Annotated in this window: 16 protein-coding genes; 11 read left to right on the top strand and 5 right to left on the bottom strand. The window is 69.1% G+C overall.

All coding sequences use genetic code 11. The annotated features are described in order from the left end of the window. The first annotated feature begins 3 nt into the window (after positions 1-3). Genes FHY50_RS11135 through FHY50_RS11120 form a run of 4 tightly spaced genes read left to right on the top strand, consistent with a single transcriptional unit; the run spans position 4 to position 3302 of the window. On the top strand, positions 4-933 hold the full coding sequence (locus FHY50_RS11135) for a hypothetical protein (protein WP_140230785.1): 930 nt from the start codon (positions 4-6) through the stop codon (positions 931-933). Then, positions 921-1871: a transposase gene (locus FHY50_RS11130; RefSeq protein WP_180345113.1), complete on the top strand. Its 951-nt coding sequence runs from the start codon at positions 921-923 to the stop codon at positions 1869-1871. Before FHY50_RS11135 ends, FHY50_RS11130 begins: the two co-directional genes overlap by 13 nt. Continuing rightward, a complete protein-coding gene (locus FHY50_RS11125; protein WP_166745429.1) occupies positions 1840-2487 on the top strand; it encodes a winged helix-turn-helix domain-containing protein in 648 nt (215 codons plus the stop codon). Before FHY50_RS11130 ends, FHY50_RS11125 begins: the two co-directional genes overlap by 32 nt. 29 nt (positions 2488-2516) lie before the next feature. Next, entirely contained in the window at positions 2517-3302 is a 786-nt protein-coding gene (locus FHY50_RS11120; RefSeq protein ID WP_140230783.1) for a crotonase/enoyl-CoA hydratase family protein, read from the top strand. 23 nt (positions 3303-3325) lie between these two features. On the opposite strand, the gene FHY50_RS11115 is transcribed toward FHY50_RS11120, so the two are convergent. Beyond that, complete coding sequence (locus FHY50_RS11115) at positions 3326-4372, bottom strand: flavin reductase family protein (RefSeq protein ID WP_140230782.1); 1047 nt, start codon at positions 4370-4372, stop codon at positions 3326-3328. Between the two features lie 156 nt (positions 4373-4528). Between FHY50_RS11115 and FHY50_RS11110 the strand changes: the two genes are divergently transcribed. Then, positions 4529-5287, top strand: coding sequence for a FadR/GntR family transcriptional regulator (locus FHY50_RS11110; protein WP_243846629.1), 759 nt, complete (start codon positions 4529-4531; stop codon positions 5285-5287). Between the two features lie 9 nt (positions 5288-5296). Here the strand turns inward: FHY50_RS11110 and FHY50_RS11105 are convergent, their stop codons facing one another. Genes FHY50_RS11105 through FHY50_RS11095 form a run of 3 tightly spaced genes read right to left on the bottom strand, consistent with a single transcriptional unit; the run spans position 5297 to position 8788 of the window. Next, positions 5297-6079, bottom strand: coding sequence for an SDR family NAD(P)-dependent oxidoreductase (locus FHY50_RS11105; protein WP_140230781.1), 783 nt, complete (start codon positions 6077-6079; stop codon positions 5297-5299). Between the two features lie 32 nt (positions 6080-6111). Continuing rightward, on the bottom strand, positions 6112-7254 hold the full coding sequence (locus tag FHY50_RS11100; RefSeq protein WP_140230780.1) for a CaiB/BaiF CoA transferase family protein: 1143 nt from the start codon (positions 7252-7254) through the stop codon (positions 6112-6114). Positions 7255-7291: 37 nt separating this feature from the next. After that, a complete protein-coding gene (locus tag FHY50_RS11095; protein WP_243846628.1) occupies positions 7292-8788 on the bottom strand; it encodes a M23 family metallopeptidase in 1497 nt (498 codons plus the stop codon). Positions 8789-8973: 185 nt separating this feature from the next. Here FHY50_RS11095 and FHY50_RS11090 point away from each other — a divergent pair, with 185 nt between their 5' ends. The 6 genes from FHY50_RS11090 to FHY50_RS11065 all read left to right on the top strand — a co-directional run bounded on the left by FHY50_RS11090 (position 8974) and on the right by FHY50_RS11065 (position 14501). After that, positions 8974-11457 carry a helicase-related protein gene (locus FHY50_RS11090; RefSeq protein WP_140230779.1) on the top strand — a complete coding sequence of 828 codons (2484 nt, stop codon included), beginning with the start codon at positions 8974-8976 and terminating at the stop codon, positions 11455-11457. Between the two features lie 13 nt (positions 11458-11470). Beyond that, positions 11471-11773 carry an RNA-binding S4 domain-containing protein gene (locus tag FHY50_RS11085; RefSeq protein ID WP_140231167.1) on the top strand — a complete coding sequence of 101 codons (303 nt, stop codon included), beginning with the start codon at positions 11471-11473 and terminating at the stop codon, positions 11771-11773. A 36-nt stretch (positions 11774-11809) separates the two neighbouring features. After that, positions 11810-12151 (top strand): ferredoxin FdxA, encoded by a 342-nt coding sequence (gene fdxA, locus FHY50_RS11080; RefSeq protein ID WP_140230778.1) that lies wholly within the window; start codon positions 11810-11812, stop codon positions 12149-12151. A 246-nt stretch (positions 12152-12397) separates the two neighbouring features. Next, a complete protein-coding gene (locus FHY50_RS11075; protein WP_140230777.1) occupies positions 12398-12931 on the top strand; it encodes a CarD family transcriptional regulator in 534 nt (177 codons plus the stop codon). Positions 12932-13040: 109 nt separating this feature from the next. Then, positions 13041-13766: a head GIN domain-containing protein gene (locus FHY50_RS11070; RefSeq protein WP_140230776.1), complete on the top strand. Its 726-nt coding sequence runs from the start codon at positions 13041-13043 to the stop codon at positions 13764-13766. Positions 13767-13808: 42 nt separating this feature from the next. Beyond that, positions 13809-14501, top strand: coding sequence for a GIN domain-containing protein (locus tag FHY50_RS11065; RefSeq protein ID WP_140230775.1), 693 nt, complete (start codon positions 13809-13811; stop codon positions 14499-14501). 30 nt (positions 14502-14531) lie between these two features. Here the strand turns inward: FHY50_RS11065 and FHY50_RS11060 are convergent, their stop codons facing one another. Continuing rightward, positions 14532-15593, bottom strand: a complete 1062-nt coding sequence (locus FHY50_RS11060; protein WP_140230774.1) for a DUF3667 domain-containing protein — start codon at positions 15591-15593, stop codon at positions 14532-14534. Positions 15594-15633: the final 40 nt, after the last annotated feature.

The raw sequence follows: 15633 nt of genomic DNA, 5'->3' as shown, positions 1-15633 counted from the left end.
GTCATGGCCGACGGGACGTCACCTGCCGTGCGCAGCGCAATCCTCGCCGCGCGTCCGGCGTCGGTCGCCTTCGCGAAAGCCTGGCGCGAGCATTCGGTGCGGGCCGCGATCGATGCCAGTTTTGCAGACTGTACCAGCGCCGCGCAGGTGGCGGATGTCGCCGAACAATGGTTTACCGATGACGCTTGGGTGGCGGAGCTGCTCGCCCCCTTGGTCGCCGAGGTCCGCGCTTGGCCGTTGCTCGACGTGCCGCTCAAGGTCAGCCGCGACGGGTCGCGGACGGGTGCGGTGCTGTTCGAGAATGCGGTGGTCTCGATCAGCGCGAGCGTCATCGACGCGTGCGCGCTCGCCGCGGCAGCGCAGCGTGCGAGCGTGGTCGCCAGCGGCCGGATGACCGTCACCCGCTATATCCGTGCGCACGGGGCGAAGCTGCGGCGTTGGACGGTCGAAGGCGACGGGATGCGCGTCGTCGAACAGCCGTCCTGCCTGCTTGCCGACGGTGCGATCCTGCGCTGCGACGGACGCGTTACCGCACAGGCGATCGAGGCACCGCGCCACGATGTCGTGCAACTGGTCGCGCATGTTCGCATCGATGCTGCCGCCACCATGCGCGAATATACTGTGGCCGATGGCTGCTTGCTGCGCCAGGCGACGCTCGACGACGGTGCGGCGCGCACGGCGATGCTGCTGACGCTGCTGCGGCATTGCGGGCGACGAGATGCCGCCGCGCAGTTCGACGCCGCCACCCGCGATACTGCATCGCCGTTCCGCTGGGATGCGATGCGCGAATGGATCGCGCTCGATGCCGCCTCGGCGCTGCCGCGCCTGGAGGAGATGGCTCTCGGCGACAGCGACGCGCAAGTTCACGCCGCGGCATCGGCGACGCTGGCGCTGGTTACCCGCAAGATGCGCGAGGCTGCGTGCCACGCCTGATAGATCCCGGCAGCGAAGGCGCGATCGAGCTCGACCAGCTTGTCGCTGCACTCGCCGACACGCGCATCGACGTACGCGATGACGATGCCTTTGCCAGCCTTGGGCCATTGCTCGCCCGGATCGGCCGCAACCGCAGTTTCCTCGCGGACATGGCGATCGGCGAACTCAAGACGCGCTGCTCCGGCCAGGTAACGAGCAACGGCTATGGTCCGCAGGTTTTCCTGTTGCAGCCGCCGGACGGCCGCTTCGTGCTGCGCGCCAATTTTTGGCCGGCACGGACCGATGCGGTGGTCCGCGCAAGTGGGGAGGCGGCGTTCTTCTACGACCTTCCGCACGACCATAATTTTTCGTTCCTTACGGTCGGTTATCTCGGGCCGGGCTATTGGAGCGACTATTACGAAATTGATCCCGCCGCGCGGTGCGGCATTCCTGGGGAGCATGCCGGGTTGCGCTTTGCCGAGCGCTCGAAGCTCGATCCCGGCAAGCTGATGCTGTACCGGATGCGCCGCGACATCCATGTCCAGCTGCCCCCCGACGCGTTTTCGGTTTCGCTCAACATCCTGGGCTACGATCCGGCGCAGCCATGGGTGGACCAGCATCGCTTCGACATCGCGCGCGGAACCATCGACGCCGCGCTGACGATCGCGCCGTCCGAAGCGCTGGTGACGCTGGCGGCCCAGTTCGGCGGCGGAAATGGCACCGATCTGGCGCAGCATTTCGCGGCGGCGCATCCGTGCGAGCGCATGCGCGTGACGGCGCACGCCGCGCTGGCTAGTGCCGCGCCCGACCGTGCGGCGGCCGAACCGATCTGGGCCGCGGCCACGGCCGATCCCAGTCGCCGGGTACGCGATCATGCGCGGGCGCGGCTGGCGGCAATCGCCGCCGCCTGCACCGGAATGGAGGCGATTGGCGATCGCGATCGAGAGGCGCTTTGCTAGCCATGACGTCATGCAGCGCGTGGCGAGCGATATCGATAGCGGCCCGATCGCTGCCGCATTGCAGGCGCGCGGATTGATCCTCGCGCCGATCGCGGAAGATCGCCTCTGCCCGACGACGGCGGCGTTGCTGCTGAGCGCGACCGACGATGCACCGCGCGTCGTCGGTCGCACTCGCGGGCGGGGATGGCGCGGGCCGCTGATGCTGCTTGGCGGCGAAGGTGCGACGGTCACCGCCGCGCTCGATGCCGGGGCCGATGACGCAGCACTGGTCGATGCGCCGCCGCACGAGATTGCCGCGCGGCTGGCGGCGCGGGTGCGCGGCGCGCCGATCCAGCTAGGTGGGCTGGTGCTTGATCCGCTGCGGCGCAGTGCCTCGCGCGATGGTCGCGATCTGGGACTACTGCCGCGCGAGTTCGCGCTGCTGCTATATCTGGCCGAACGTCGCGGAATCGCGGTCCCGCGCGCTACCCTGCTCCGCAATGTCTGGGGACTGCGCTTCGATCCCGGCACCAATGTCGTCGCAGTGCATGTCTCGCGGCTCCGCGCCCGGCTCGATGCCGCCGGGCCGGCGATGCTGCACACCGATCGTGGACGCGGCTATCGGCTGAGCGCATAAGCGAACGGCAACAGCCGGGAAGCGGGATCATGGACGAACAGCGGGTGACGATCGCGGTCGAGGGCGGCGTCGCCGACGTCCGCCTCAACCGCCCGGACAAGCTCAACGCGATCGACCCGGCGATGTTCGCCGCCATCGCCGCGGCGATCGAACAACTGGCGGCGCTGCCCGGCCTGCGCGCTGTCGTGCTGTCGGGCGAGGGGCGCGGGTTTTGCGCCGGCCTCGACATGGCCAGCATGGCGGCCGGCGGATCGGGGCTCGACATCCATGCCCGCCCCTATGGCGACGCCAATCTGGTCCAGCAGGTGGCATGGGGCTGGCGGCAATTGCCGGTGCCGGTGATCGCCGCGATCCGCGGCGTATGCTTCGGCGGGGGGATGCAAATTGCCAGCGGCGCGGACGTGCGCATCGCCGCGCCCGACGCGCGCTTGGCAATCATGGAGATGAAATGGGGCATCGTCCCCGATATGGCGGGCTACGCGCTGTGGCGCACGCTGCTGCGCGACGATGTGCTGCGCGAGCTGAGTTACACCGCGCGCGAGGTCGGGGCGGAGGAAGCGGCGCGGATCGGCCTCGTCACGCGCATCGCCGACGATCCGCATGCCGAGGCGATGGCGCTCGCCCGTTCGATCGCGGGCCGCCACCCCCACGCGATCCGCGCTGCCAAGCGGCTGGCGAACCAGGCGGCGGACGCATCGGCGGCATCGCTGCTGCTGGCCGAAAGCGACGAGCAGGTACGGCTGTTGCGCACGCCGAACCAGATCGAGGCGGTGCGTGCGAACATGGAAAAGCGTGCGCCCGTGTTCGTGGACTGATCGGGCAATCGCTGTCTGCGACCTCAATCGAAATGCAGCCGCCGATACTTGCCGCGGAAGTACAACAGCGGATCGCGCCTCGGCTCGAACCGGACGCGCAGAACATGGCCGATGACGATGTGATGATCGCCCGCGACATGCACCGCCTCACGCGCGCATTCGAAGCTGGCGAGCGAGTTCTCGATGATCGGCACCCCGGTCTCCCAGCGTTCCCACGGCGTGCCCGCGAAGCGATCCTCGACGCGCGCGGCGAAGCGCCCGGACACCGGTTGCTGACCGATGTGCAGCACATTGACGGCGAAATGGGGCGCCGCGAGAAATGCCGGCAGGCTCGCGGCGCTGTTCGCCAGGCACACCAATAGCAGCGGCGGATCGAGCGATACCGAGGTGAAGGAATTGGCGGTCAGCCCGATCGGGCGTCCGCCCGGTTCGATCGTCGTCACCACCGTAACGCCGGTGCCAAAGCATCCGAGCGCGTCGCGCAGCGTGCGCGGATCGGAGCCGGTGCGATATTCGGGTGCCTGGCGCGGCACCCGGCGTTCGAGGAAGTCGAGCAGAAGCGCGCTGAACGCATCCGCCTGATCCGCGGCGAGGATGCCCGCCGGGCCGATCGCCTCGACGGTTTCGACATCGGGAATCGCATCGCTGAACGCAGCGGTCGCCTGCGCGCCATGCACCGCCAGCACCGGTATCGTCAGATTGCGCGCGGCGGCATCGAGACGGGGGTCGGCGGGGCCGGGATCGATCAGGACCAGCCCGGTGGCCAACTGCGCAGCACCCTCACCAAGCGTCAGCGCCGCGATGCTCCCGCCCTGCGCGGCCGCTACGATGACTGGCCGCGATCCAAGTTCGGCAAGCACGGTGCGCAGATCTCCGATTTGGGCGTCGACATCGCGATTGCGCAGTTCGAGGCGGATGACGTAGCGCCCGGCATCGGCCAGCGCGGCCGCGACCGCGTCCCAGCTTGCCCCTTGCAGGCCAAGCAGCAGCACGCCGGGATTGTCGGAGCGGCCGTAGAGTTCGGCGTCGAGGTGGGCGCCGCCAAAGCCGGCGAACGTCGTCTTGGCCATGCATACTCCTTCGCGGGCAGGCGATACACGAAGCACCCCGAGTTTCCACCGGCGTTTGCGACGATGGTGCGGTCCAAGGGCGCCGCGACCCCGTCGTTCGTCGCGCTCGGGCGCGCGCGATTGCGCGCGCGGACTTCTGGGCTAAGGTGGCCAGTGATGGCGACGACAGCGAACATCCGGATGCCCGACGGGGAAGCGGCGGCGCAGCGCAAGTCGCTGCGCATCCACGGCAGCATCGCGCGCGATCTCGGTATCGCGATCGTTTCGGGCCGATATGCTCCCGGCCAGGTGCTCGAAGGCGAGATCGATGCCAGCGAACGGCTGGCGATCTCGCGCACCGCCTATCGCGAGGCACTGCGGATGCTCGCGGCCAAGGGCCTGGTCGAATCGCGACCCAAGACCGGCACACGCGTCAGCGCGCGGGTGAAATGGCACATGCTCGATCCCGACGTGCTGTCGTGGTTCTTCGAATTCGAGCCCGACGACGCCCTGATCGCGGCGCTGTTCGAACTGCGCAAGATTGTCGAGCCCGAAGCCGCCGCGCTGGCCGCGCGCCGCCGTGACGATACGCATCTGGAGATCATGCAACGTACGCTGAGTGCGATGGAGACGCATACGCTGGCGGTCGAGGCCGGTCGCATCGCCGACCAGGAATTCCACGCCGCACTGCTCGACGCGTCGGGCAACCAGTTCCTCGTGTCGCTGACCAGCGGCGTCGGCGCGGCGGTCGCCTGGACGACGATCTTCAAGCAGCGCAACAGCCCGCTGCGCCGCGACCCGCTGCCCGATCACCGCAAGGTGTTCGAGGCCGTCGCCGAAGGTGACCCGGTAAAGGCGCACGCGGCGATGACGCACCTCGTCGACATGGCGTTCCTCGACACCACCCGCGCTCGCGCCTACGCCCCCGGTCGCTGAGCGGGGCGCTCAGCGGACCCGCCCTTTCTGCAACCTGCCCGCCATCCGCCGCAGCATGCCGAGCGGCGCCAAGCGGGTCGAGAACGCCAGCCCCTTGTTGAGCGCGCCCGACACGGCCACCGCACGATTGGCGTCGAGCGCGGCCAGGCCGTCGCGGACCACCCCGTCGATCGGCCCGGCGAACCGCGCGAACAACGCGCTGTCCGCCATCCCGGCATGCTCCGCGAATTCGGTCCGCGTCGGGCCAGGGCAGAGCGCGGCGACGCGGATGCCGTGCGGCTTGACCTCTTCGTGCAGCGCTTGGGAAAAGCTCAGCACGAACGCCTTGGTCGCGTAATAGACTGCCATCCACGGTCCCGGCTGGAACGCGGCGGTCGATGCGACATTGAGGATGCCGCCCGAACGCCGCGCGATCATACCGGGCAGTACCAGATGGCTGAGTTCGACCAGCGCGCGGCAATTGCAGTCGAGCATTCCGGCAAGCGCGGCGCGGTCCTGGTCGGCGAACGCACCCTGCAATCCAAAGCCGGCATTGTTGATCAGCGTATCGACCCTCAGCCCGCGGCGCACGATGTCGGCGAACAGCGCGTCGGCCCCGCCCGGAACGCCGAGATCGGCGGCAATGACGGTTACGGTCACGCCATATGCGGTGCGTAATTCGCCGGCCAGGCTCTCGAGCCGGTCGCCGCGGCGCGCGGTCAGGATCAGGTCGTCGCCGCGCGCGGCCAGGCTGCGTGCAAAGGCGGCGCCGAGACCGGCGGAAGCGCCGGTGATCAGTGTGTTTCCAGCCATCGCCGTTCCTTCCCGTACCATCCGCGATCGGTTCACCCGACTATGCGCGCCGCGATCAGCGCCTCGACCCGGTCGCCGTCATAGCCGATTCCAGCCAGCACGGTACGCACATCCTCTCCCGCGGGCCGAGCGCCGGACGGTGTGGCCGCAGGCGTCTTCGAGAAGCGCGGGGCAGGCGCGGGCTGGGTGTGTCCGGCCACCTCCACGAACGTCCCACGCGCGGCGATGTGCGGATGCGCCAGCGCTTCGCCCAGCGACAGCACCGGCGCGAAGCAGGCGTCGCTGCCCTCGAGCAATGCGGCCCATTCGTCGCGCGTGCGCGTCGCGAACACGGCCGCGAGCCGATCGCGCAGCCCATCCCACGCCGCGGGGTCGAACTGCGCGTCGAACGCGGGATCGTCGGCCAGACCCAGTCTCTCGCGCAGCAAGGCATAGAAGGGCGCCTCGATCGCGCCGATCGCGACGAACTTGCCGTCCGCGCAGGCGTAGCTGTCGTAAAAATGCGCGCCGCCGTCGAGCCAGTTGGATTGCGGTAGGTCGCGCCACAGCCCCGCGGCCTTCATCTGCCACACCATCCCCGACAAGAGCGCCGAGCCGTCGACCATCGCGGCATCGACGACCTGGCCCGGCGCACCGTTCCGCACCGCGAGCAGCGCGGCCAGCATGCCGAACGCCAGCAGCATTCCGCCACCGCCGAAGTCGCCGACATAATTGACCGGCACCGCCGGCCGCTCGCCCTTGCGCCCGATCGTGTGCAGCACGCCGTTGATCGCGATATAGTTGATGTCATGCCCGGCGGCCTGCGCCAGCGGGCCGTCCTGCCCCCAGCCGGTGATGCGGCCATACACCAATGCCGGCGTGTCACCGATCAGGATGTCGGGACCGAGCCCCAGTCGCTCCATCACGCCGGGGCGGTAGCCTTCGATCACGCCGTGTGCGCAGCGACACAGATCGCGGACCACCGCAATCCCGGCTGGCGTCTTCATGTCGATCGCGATCACCGATCGGCTGCGCGCGAGCACGTCGAAGCGGTCGAGCGCGGGGAGCCGGGCGGTGGTGGGGCGAACGATGCGGATCACTTGTGCACCGTGATCGGCGAGCATCATTCCGGCAAAGGGTCCCGGGCCGATCCCGGTGAACTCGACGATGCGGATGCCTGCCAGCGCGCCGGTCATGACGTGGTGCACGAAGCGGGACGTATCCGGATAGCGGCTACTCGGGCTCGCGCGCCGCGCCTGCGCCGCTCGGCACTGCCATCAATCGTGCGAGCTTGGACTTGAAGGCGGCGAGGTCGCTGCCGGTCAGCCGCTCGACGCTGCTGAGCGACACCGATCGCGGATCGACCGCGCGGCCACCCTTGATCAGCTCGTAATGGACGTGAGGACCGGTCGACAGGCCGGTCGAACCGACATAGCCGATCACCTGTCCGCGCGACACCCGCGTGCCCGACCGCACCGCGATCCGGCTCATATGGCCATAGGCGGTCTGCATGCCGCCGCCGTGGCTGAGCTTGACGAAATTGCCGTAGCCGCCGTTGCGCCCGGCAAAGGCGACGACGCCATCGGTTGCGGCATGGATCGGCGTGCCGGTCGGCGCGGCGATGTCGAGACCTTTGTGAAAGCGGCGGAAGCCCAGAACGGGATGGCCGCGTGAGCCGAACCCGGACGACAGCCGCCCGGCGACCGGCAGGCTCATGCTGCCGCGGCGCTCGTTCATGCCCTTGGGATCGAGCCAGCGCGTCGTTCCGCCCTGTTCCCAGCGCACCAGCTGGACCGCCTTGCTGCCCTGCGAAAGCCCGGCGAACAGAAGGTCGCCGAGCTGAACCTCGCCGGTTTCGGCGCGTGCCTGTTCGACGATGATGTCATATTCGTCGTCGGCGCCGATTCGCGTCATCGGCACCTTGGCCGAGATCGATTTGATGAAGGCCGCGACCGACCGCGCAGGCACGCCTGCGGCGCGCGCCGAGCGGTAGAGGCTGGTGCCGACGCGGCCGCGGATGCGCAGCGGCGTGCGGTCGATGGCGATCGGGATGCGGCGGATGCCGAGGCCGTCGCCGCTGCGCGCGAGTTCGACCGCGAGATCGAATTTGGCGCGGAAGGCGAGCTTTTCGAGCGGGCGCGGCATAGAACGCACGGCCCGGCGTCCCAGTTTGATGTCGAGGCGGGTTCCCGGCGTGATCTCGCCGAGCGCGACGGCGCGGCCGACCAGATCGGTGACCTGCGCCGCTTCGCCCGGCGCTACGCCCGACCGCTCGAGCGTGCGGCGCAGCGTGTCGCCGTTCGCCAGCGTCGCGGTCAGGTCGATGATCGGACGTTCGGGCGTGTCGGGAAGCGCCGCGACCAGATCGGTTGCCGCCATGCGGTGGCCGGTGGTCGCACCCAGCGCAAGCGGCGCGATCGACTGGCTGCGGATCTCGTCGAAATCGGCTCCGGCAAAAGCCGGAGCGGTTACTCCGGGCAGCGGATCGAACAGGCCTGGCGCCAGCATCCAGGTGCCTGCGCACAGGGCCAGGCATGTAGCGACGCCGCGAAACCAGGTGCGCGAGCCGATGTCGGAGCCGAGATCGGGCGTCCAGTCGGTCGTGCGCAGCCGATCGAGCAGCGTGTCGGGCGGGAGCAAAACCAGCGCGCGCGACGCGGACGCCTGTGCTCCGACGCCGCTCGAAGCGCCGCCGCCGCCGTTCAACCCCTGATCGGTGCGCAAGAACAACGTGCGCGGCCCCCAAAATCCCGGACTGCCACCCCGGGCCCGGTCTTGCCGAATCACTGTGGGGACGAGGATTTAAAGTCAAATTAACCGGGCGCTTATGCGGCACACCCTGCGGCGAAGCGGTTATTGGCGGCGACAGGACGCGGCGCTTGCGCTTCGCCGCGGCAATCGCGATCTTGGATGCCATGAGCCAGTTCGCGCGTAGTCCGCTCACCGCCGTGCTGGGCCCGACCAACACCGGCAAGACGCACCTCGCGGTGGAGCGGATGTGCGGGCATGCCAGCGGCATGATCGGCTTTCCGCTGCGGCTGCTCGCACGCGAGGTCTATGACCGGGTGGTCAGGATCAAACCGCCGGGAGAGGTCGCGCTGATCACCGGCGAGGAAAAGATCCTCCCGCCCAAGGCGCGCTGGCTGCTGTGTACCGCCGAATCGATGCCGCTCGAGCGCGAGGTCGCGTTTCTTGCGCTCGACGAGGCGCAACTGGGTGCCGATCCCGAGCGCGGGCACATCTTCACCGACCGCATCCTGCGCGCCCGCGGGCGCGAGGAGACGATGCTGCTCGGCTCCGAAAGCCTCAAGCCGATGCTCAAGGCGCTGGTCCCCGAGGCCGAGGTGATCGGCCGCCCGCGTTTTTCGACGCTGTCCTATGCCGGCGCCAAGAAGCTGTCGCGCCTGCCGCGCCGCTCGGCGATCGTCGCGTTTTCCGCCGAGGAAGTCTATGCCGTCGCCGAGGCGATCCGCCGGATGCGCGGCGGCGCGGCGGTGGTGATGGGGGCGCTGTCGCCGCGCACCCGCAACGCGCAGGTGGCAATGTTCCAAGCCGGCGAAGTCGATTACCTCGTCGCCACCGATGCGATCGGCATGGGGCTCAACATGGACGTGGCGCACGTCGCGTTCGCATCGCTCCACAAATTCGACGGCAGGCGCAAGCGGCGGCTGACGGTGGCGGAAATGGCGCAGATCGCAGGGCGCGCCGGACGGCATCAGCGCGACGGCACGTTCGGAGCGCTTAGCGAGGACGGCGCCAATGCCTTCACGCCAGAGGAAGTCTTCGCCATCGAGGGGCACCGGATGCCGCCGCTCGAGCATCTCTACTGGCGCGACGGCGAGCCCGACCTGTCGAGCATCGATGCGCTGATCGCGGCGCTGGAGGAACGCCCGCAAGACGCCGTGCTGCGCGCGGCGCCGCAGGCGACCGACCTCGCGGTGCTGAAACGGCTCGCCGACGAGGATTGGGTCCGCGCCCGCGTTCGCTCCCCGGCCATGGTCGCGCGGTTGTGGGCGGCGTGCGGCCTCCCTGATTTCCGCAAGCTCGGCGTAGATGTCCATGCCCGTTTCGTCGGGCGCGTATTCGGGCACCTGTCCGACGGGCGGGGATATGTGCCGCACCAGTGGTTCGCCGACGAGATCGCGCGGCTCGACCGGATGGACGGCGATGTCGAGAAGCTGGCCGGGCGGATCGCCGCGGCGCGCAGCTGGGCCTATATCGCGCACCGCGCCGACTGGCTGGAGGATCCGCAGCATTGGGCGGAGCGCACGCGCGGCGTCGAGGAGAAACTGTCCGATGCGCTCCACGCCAGCCTGCAGCAGCGCTTCGTCGACAAGCGCACGACGGTGCTGCTGCGCGCGATCGGCGCCGATGCCAGCCAGTTGCCGGTGACGATCGCCGAGGACGGAGCGGTGCGGGTCGAGGACCATGTCATCGGGCGGCTCGACGGCTTCCGCTTCTCGGTGCTGCCCGGGCTCGATGCCACCGACAAGCGAATGCTGCTTGCGGCAGCGGAGAAACGTCTCGGCAGCGAACTTGCGCGGCGCGGCGCGGCGCTCGCGGCGACCGACGATCGCGACCTGGGATTGTCGGGCGGGGGAATCACATGGAACGGCGCGCGCATCGCGTCGCTGGTGCCGGGGGCGGCGCTGACCCGGCCGCGGGTGAAGCTCGACCGCGCGCTCGACAGTCTCGATATGCGGGCGCGCTCGGCGGTGGAGGTCCGGCTGGCGCGCTGGCTCGGTGACCGGGTCGAGGCGCATGTCCCAGGGCTGGTCCGGCTCGACGCGATCGCCCGCGATGCGGCGTCCGATCCGCAGTTGCGCGTCACCGCGGCGGCGCTGCTCACTGGCGGAGGCTTCGTCGCACGCAGCGCGGTAGGTGATTCCGTCGAGCGGCTCGATCCTGCGGCACGGCGCGCGCTCAAGCGCGCCGGCGCGGTGATCGGTACGCTCGACCTGTTCGATCCGCGGTTGTTCAAGGCCGAGCCTGCACGGTGGCGGGCAGCGCTGCTCGCCGCGCGCGGAGATGACACGGCCGCAGCTGCACCGCCCGGTGCCACGGTGCTGCCGCGCGCCGCGGCAGGGGGAGGATATCGCGCGATCATGGCGCAGGCGGTGCGAGTCGACCTGGTCGAGCGCATCGCCCGCGCCGCGCACGATGCGCGCAAGGGCCGCGCCGCCTTTGCCCCCGACCTCGCCTTTGCGACCTCGATCGGGATGGCGCCGGCCACGCTCGACCGCCTCATGGCGATGCTGGGGTTCAAGAGCGTGGCCCCGGCCGAGGGCAGGCCGCACTGGGCCTGGCGTGGGCGGCGTCCGGCGCGTGCGCTGCCCGCGCCGCGCGCCGCTCGCCGTGACGGGGCGTTCGCTGCGCTGGCGGAACTCGACCTTGGCTGAGGCGGCCGCAACGATGCGGCTCGACCGATTTTTGTGGTTCGCGCGGCTGGCCAAGACGCGCAGCGCGGCGCAGGCGCTCGCCGAGCGCGGTACGCTGCGGATCGACGGGCGGCGAATCGATCGCGCGCATTGCCCGGTGCGCATCGGCAGCGTGCTGGCGTTCGCGCAGCATGGCGAGGTGCGCGTGCTGCGCATCGAGGCGCTTCCCGTCCGGCGCGGGCCTGCCCCCGAGGCGCAGGCGCTGTACACCCGGCTGGATGGCAATGCCGAAGGCAGCGCGGCAAAGCCCGTTGACGCCACCGACCCCCCGCAATAGCAGGGGCCGAAACGCCCATCGGAGCCACATCCCGCAATGACCTATGTCGTCACCGACGCCTGCATCCGCTGCAAATACATGGACTGCGTCGAGGTGTGCCCGGTCGATTGCTTCTATGAGGGCGAGAACATGCTGGTGATCAATCCCAGCGAGTGCATCGATTGCGGCGTGTGCGAGCCCGAATGCCCGGCTGAGGCAATCCTTCCTGACACCGAAAGCGACCTCGAGCAGTGGCTCGAGGTCAACACGACCTTCTCCGCGCAATGGCCCAACGTGACCCGCAATGCGGGCCAGACCCCCGATGACGCGGACAAGTTCAAGGGTGAGGCGGGCAAGTTCGACAAGTATTTCTCGCCCGAACCCGGCGCTGGCGATTGATTGCACGGACGCGGCGTCGCGGTATATGCCGACGTCCGCACCTGGAAACGGTTCCATGAGCAGCCGGCGCGGAACCGTGCGCTGGTAATTTTGTTACGACTGTGTTAAACGGATCATCCACGCAGCGTGTGAGCGCTGCGGCCACAAGAGACGCAACTGTAATCGGCCCGACCGCGCCAGCCTGGTTTTCTCGACCCGGCGTCAGGTGCTCCCCCTCGGGCCTGGTCCACGGAAAGGTTGATCAGAATGGCTGCCAAGGCGCTGTCCTTCGACGTCGGTGATTATGTCGTTTACCCCAAGCACGGCGTTGGCCGTGTGATCGAACTCCAGAAGCAGGAAATCGCGGGAATGCAGCTCGAGCTGTACGTGCTCCGCTTCGAAAAGGAGCGCATGACCCTGCGCGTTCCCACCAACAAGGCCGAGAGCGTCGGCATGCGCAAGCTGTCGAGCGACAAGACGCTGCGCGAGGCGCTCGATACCCTGAAGGGCAAGCCCAAGGTGAAGCGCACCATGTGGTCGCGCCGCGCCCAGGAATATGAGGCCAAGATCAATTCGGGCGACCTGGTGTCGATCGCCGAAGTGGTCCGCGACCTGTTCCGTGCCGACGATCAGCCCGAGCAGAGCTATTCCGAGCGCCAGATTTTCGAAGCCGCCGCCAGCCGCCTCGCACGCGAACTCGCGGCGATGGAGGAGATCGACGAGCCCAAGGCGCTCGAGAAGCTGCTCGAGATCCTGCGTGCTTCGGCCGCGATCTACAACAAGGACAAGGTCGCGGCCTGAATATCGGCCGCGACGAAGTGCTTGAGGGCGGTCCGTTCGGGCCGCCCTTTTCATTTGCGTGCGCTATCCCTCGCGTGTATTATATTAATAATACACGAAGGAGGCTGATATGCAGGCGATATGGCTTTTGGCGGCGCTGCCGCTGGCGGCATGCGGGGGCAATGCCGCCAGCGGCGAGGCAGGGGCCGCCGCGGCGCAGGGCGGCGTCACGCGGGATTATCCGGTGCGCGACTTCACCCGCGTCGAGCTGCGCGGATCGGACGATGTCGAGGTTCGCACCGGTGGGGCGTTCGCGATCCGCGCCACCGGCGACCCCGCATCGATCGAACGGCTCGAGATCAAGAAGGTCGGCGACGAGCTGCGGATCGGCCGCAAGGGGCGCGACGGGTTCCGCTGGCGCGACGACGACAAGGGCGTGACCATCACCGTGACCATGCCGGCGATCCGCGGCGGGTCGCTCGCCGGTTCGGGCGACCTGACCATCGACCGCGCCGAGGGCGACTTCGACGCCGATCTGGCGGGCTCGGGCGACCTGACGGTGGGTGCGCTCGCGGGCGGTGCGGTACGGCTGTCGGTCGCGGGCTCGGGCGCGTTGTCGGCGGCTGGCACGGCCGACCGGCTGGTGCTCGACATTGCCGGGTCGGGCGACATCCGCGCGGAGCAGCTGCGCGCTCGGACCGCCGAGGTGTCGATCGCCGGGTCGGGCGATGCGAGCGCCGCGGTCAATGGCCCGGCGCAGGTGTCGCTGGTCGGATCCGGCTCGGCCGATCTGGGCAGCGCGGCGCGCTGCACCGTCAGCAAGGTGGGGTCGGGCGAGGCGCGCTGCGGCAATTGATGCCGCTTGCCAGCGGTCGCGCTTCGGTGCGATCCTAGCCCGATGATCTGGATCCTGCCCGCCGCGCTTTCCCTTTCGGTCGCGCCTGCCATCTCCGCCGACGAGCGCACGGTGATGGTCACCGGATTTGATGGCGTCCGCGTCGAGGGTCCGTTCGCGGTCGAGGTCGCGACCGGGACAGGCGCGACCGCGACGATCCGCGGAGATTCTCGCGCGGTCGATTCGGTCGATGTCCGCGTCGAGGACCGCATCCTCGTCGTCGCGGTCAATCCCAGCGCGTGGGGCGGTTGGCCCGGCGACACCCCCGACCGGCCGCAGATCGCAGTGGCGACACCTCGGCTGCAAAGCGTCGTGCTGACCGGAAGCGGGCGTGTCGCAGTCGATCGGCTGCGCGGCCAGGAAGTGGTGCTGTCGCTGACCGGGTCGGGGGCGATCGCCGTCGGCGACGTCGATGCCGACGAGGTGCGCGCAACGCTCAACGGCACCGGCATCATCGCGCTGGCAGGCGATGCGCGGCGCGGGCGCTTCACCGTCAGCGGCGCGGGTAGTTACGACGCCGCCGATCTGATGGTCGGCGACCTCGACGTGGTGGCGCAAAGCGGCGGCGACAGCAGCTTCGCCGCGCGCGGTACGGCGGTCGTCACCGCCACCGGGCTGGGTGCGATCAGCGTCGGGGGCACTGCGCCGTGCGATATCAAGGGACCGGGCACGGTGCGCTGCGAAGGCGATCGCTGACCCGCCCGGTGTCGTTTGAGCGAAACGACGCTAGCCGACCAGTCCGAGCGCCAGCAGGGCTATGATGAACATCGTCAGCACCACGCCGATCAGGCTGCCGAGCACGAGGGTCCGCGCCAGCGCCGACCAGCGCCTGAGCGCATAGGCGCCGCGAAGTTGCTTGTAGAGGTGCAGCGGCGGGACGATCAGGGCGAGGGTGCCGATCAGCGGCATCGCCCCGGGGATCATGTCCAGCAGCATCAGCGTGACGAACACCAGCGACATGAACGCGATCGAATAGGTCACGAACACCGCATGGTCGTACAGGCGATACTGCCGTTTCCACGCGAACAGCAGCCAGACGAACGGCAGCGACAGGGGGATCAGCAACCACGAGAATTTGTAGCTGTTCGCCTGCAGCTTGTAGAGCAGCAGCCCCGGATTGCGGTTGGCCTTTTCGATCCCCTTGTCGAGGCGGTGCCAGCCCGTCTTGCCGATGTCGGTCACGGTGCTGCCCTTGCCCTTGACCGCGGTGGCCGCCGCTGCCAGCACCGCGGCCTCGCGGTCGATATCGGCGATCCGGGCGTCGAGTTTGGCGCGCTGCGGATCGCCGGGCGCCAGACGATCGCGATCCTCGACTGCTTCCTCGCGGTCGTCGGCGAGATCGGATCGGGTTTCAGCAATCCCGGCTTCTACTTGCGCGCCGCTCGATATTTCGGTCGGCGGCGACACGCCCAGGATCGACAGCAGCGCGAACAGCGTGAACACCGAGAACAGGAACATCGCCATCGGCGAGACGAAGCGCGCGCGCTCACCGGCGACATAGCGCCGGGTCAATTCGCCGGGACGGAAGGCGAGCATCGGCAGCGTGCGCCACATCTTGCCTTCGAAATGGACGACGCCGTGGAGCAGTTCATGCCCGATCGCCCCGAACGAGCGATGTACGTGCGCCGCTTGCCCGCAGCGGTGGCAATGCGTTCCGAGCAGCGCAGTCCCGCAGTTGAGGCACATTGCGTCGCCTTCGCCCGCGCCCTCGCCCGCGCGCGGCTCGAACGCGCGCGCGATCAGGCCGCCAGTGGCCAGTTCGGCCGCCCCCTCTAGCTCCCCACTCATCACCAGGCATTTATCAGTTGCGCTGTCGCCGCGCGAGCGC

This window comes from Sphingomonas japonica (assembly GCF_006346325.1).
Taxonomy (GTDB): Bacteria; Pseudomonadota; Alphaproteobacteria; order Sphingomonadales; family Sphingomonadaceae; genus Sphingomonas; species Sphingomonas japonica.
The sequence above is the reverse complement of the archived record's forward strand: the minus strand, read 5'-3'. Positions and strand labels throughout refer to the sequence as shown.

Excerpts from the sequence above, each read along its gene's own strand:
- FHY50_RS11100 (WP_140230780.1), bottom strand. The coding sequence starts at position 7,254 with ATGACCGGCGCGCTGGCAGGCATCCGCATCGTCGAGTTCACCGGGATC.
- fdxA (WP_140230778.1), top strand. The coding sequence starts at position 11,810 with ATGACCTATGTCGTCACCGACGCCTGCATCCGCTGCAAATACATGGAC.
- FHY50_RS11085 (WP_140231167.1), top strand. The coding sequence starts at position 11,471 with ATGCGGCTCGACCGATTTTTGTGGTTCGCGCGGCTGGCCAAGACGCGC.
- FHY50_RS11105 (WP_140230781.1), bottom strand. The coding sequence starts at position 6,079 with ATGGCTGGAAACACACTGATCACCGGCGCTTCCGCCGGTCTCGGCGCC.
- FHY50_RS11070 (WP_140230776.1), top strand. The coding sequence starts at position 13,041 with ATGCAGGCGATATGGCTTTTGGCGGCGCTGCCGCTGGCGGCATGCGGG.
- FHY50_RS11090 (WP_140230779.1), top strand. The coding sequence starts at position 8,974 with ATGAGCCAGTTCGCGCGTAGTCCGCTCACCGCCGTGCTGGGCCCGACC.
- FHY50_RS11110 (WP_243846629.1), top strand. The coding sequence starts at position 4,529 with ATGGCGACGACAGCGAACATCCGGATGCCCGACGGGGAAGCGGCGGCG.
- FHY50_RS11060 (WP_140230774.1), bottom strand. The coding sequence starts at position 15,593 with ATGAGTGGGGAGCTAGAGGGGGCGGCCGAACTGGCCACTGGCGGCCTG.
- FHY50_RS11135 (WP_140230785.1), top strand. The coding sequence starts at position 4 with ATGGCCGACGGGACGTCACCTGCCGTGCGCAGCGCAATCCTCGCCGCG.
- FHY50_RS11065 (WP_140230775.1), top strand. The coding sequence starts at position 13,809 with ATGATCTGGATCCTGCCCGCCGCGCTTTCCCTTTCGGTCGCGCCTGCC.
- FHY50_RS11120 (WP_140230783.1), top strand. The coding sequence starts at position 2,517 with ATGGACGAACAGCGGGTGACGATCGCGGTCGAGGGCGGCGTCGCCGAC.
- FHY50_RS11115 (WP_140230782.1), bottom strand. The coding sequence starts at position 4,372 with ATGGCCAAGACGACGTTCGCCGGCTTTGGCGGCGCCCACCTCGACGCC.
- FHY50_RS11075 (WP_140230777.1), top strand. The coding sequence starts at position 12,398 with ATGGCTGCCAAGGCGCTGTCCTTCGACGTCGGTGATTATGTCGTTTAC.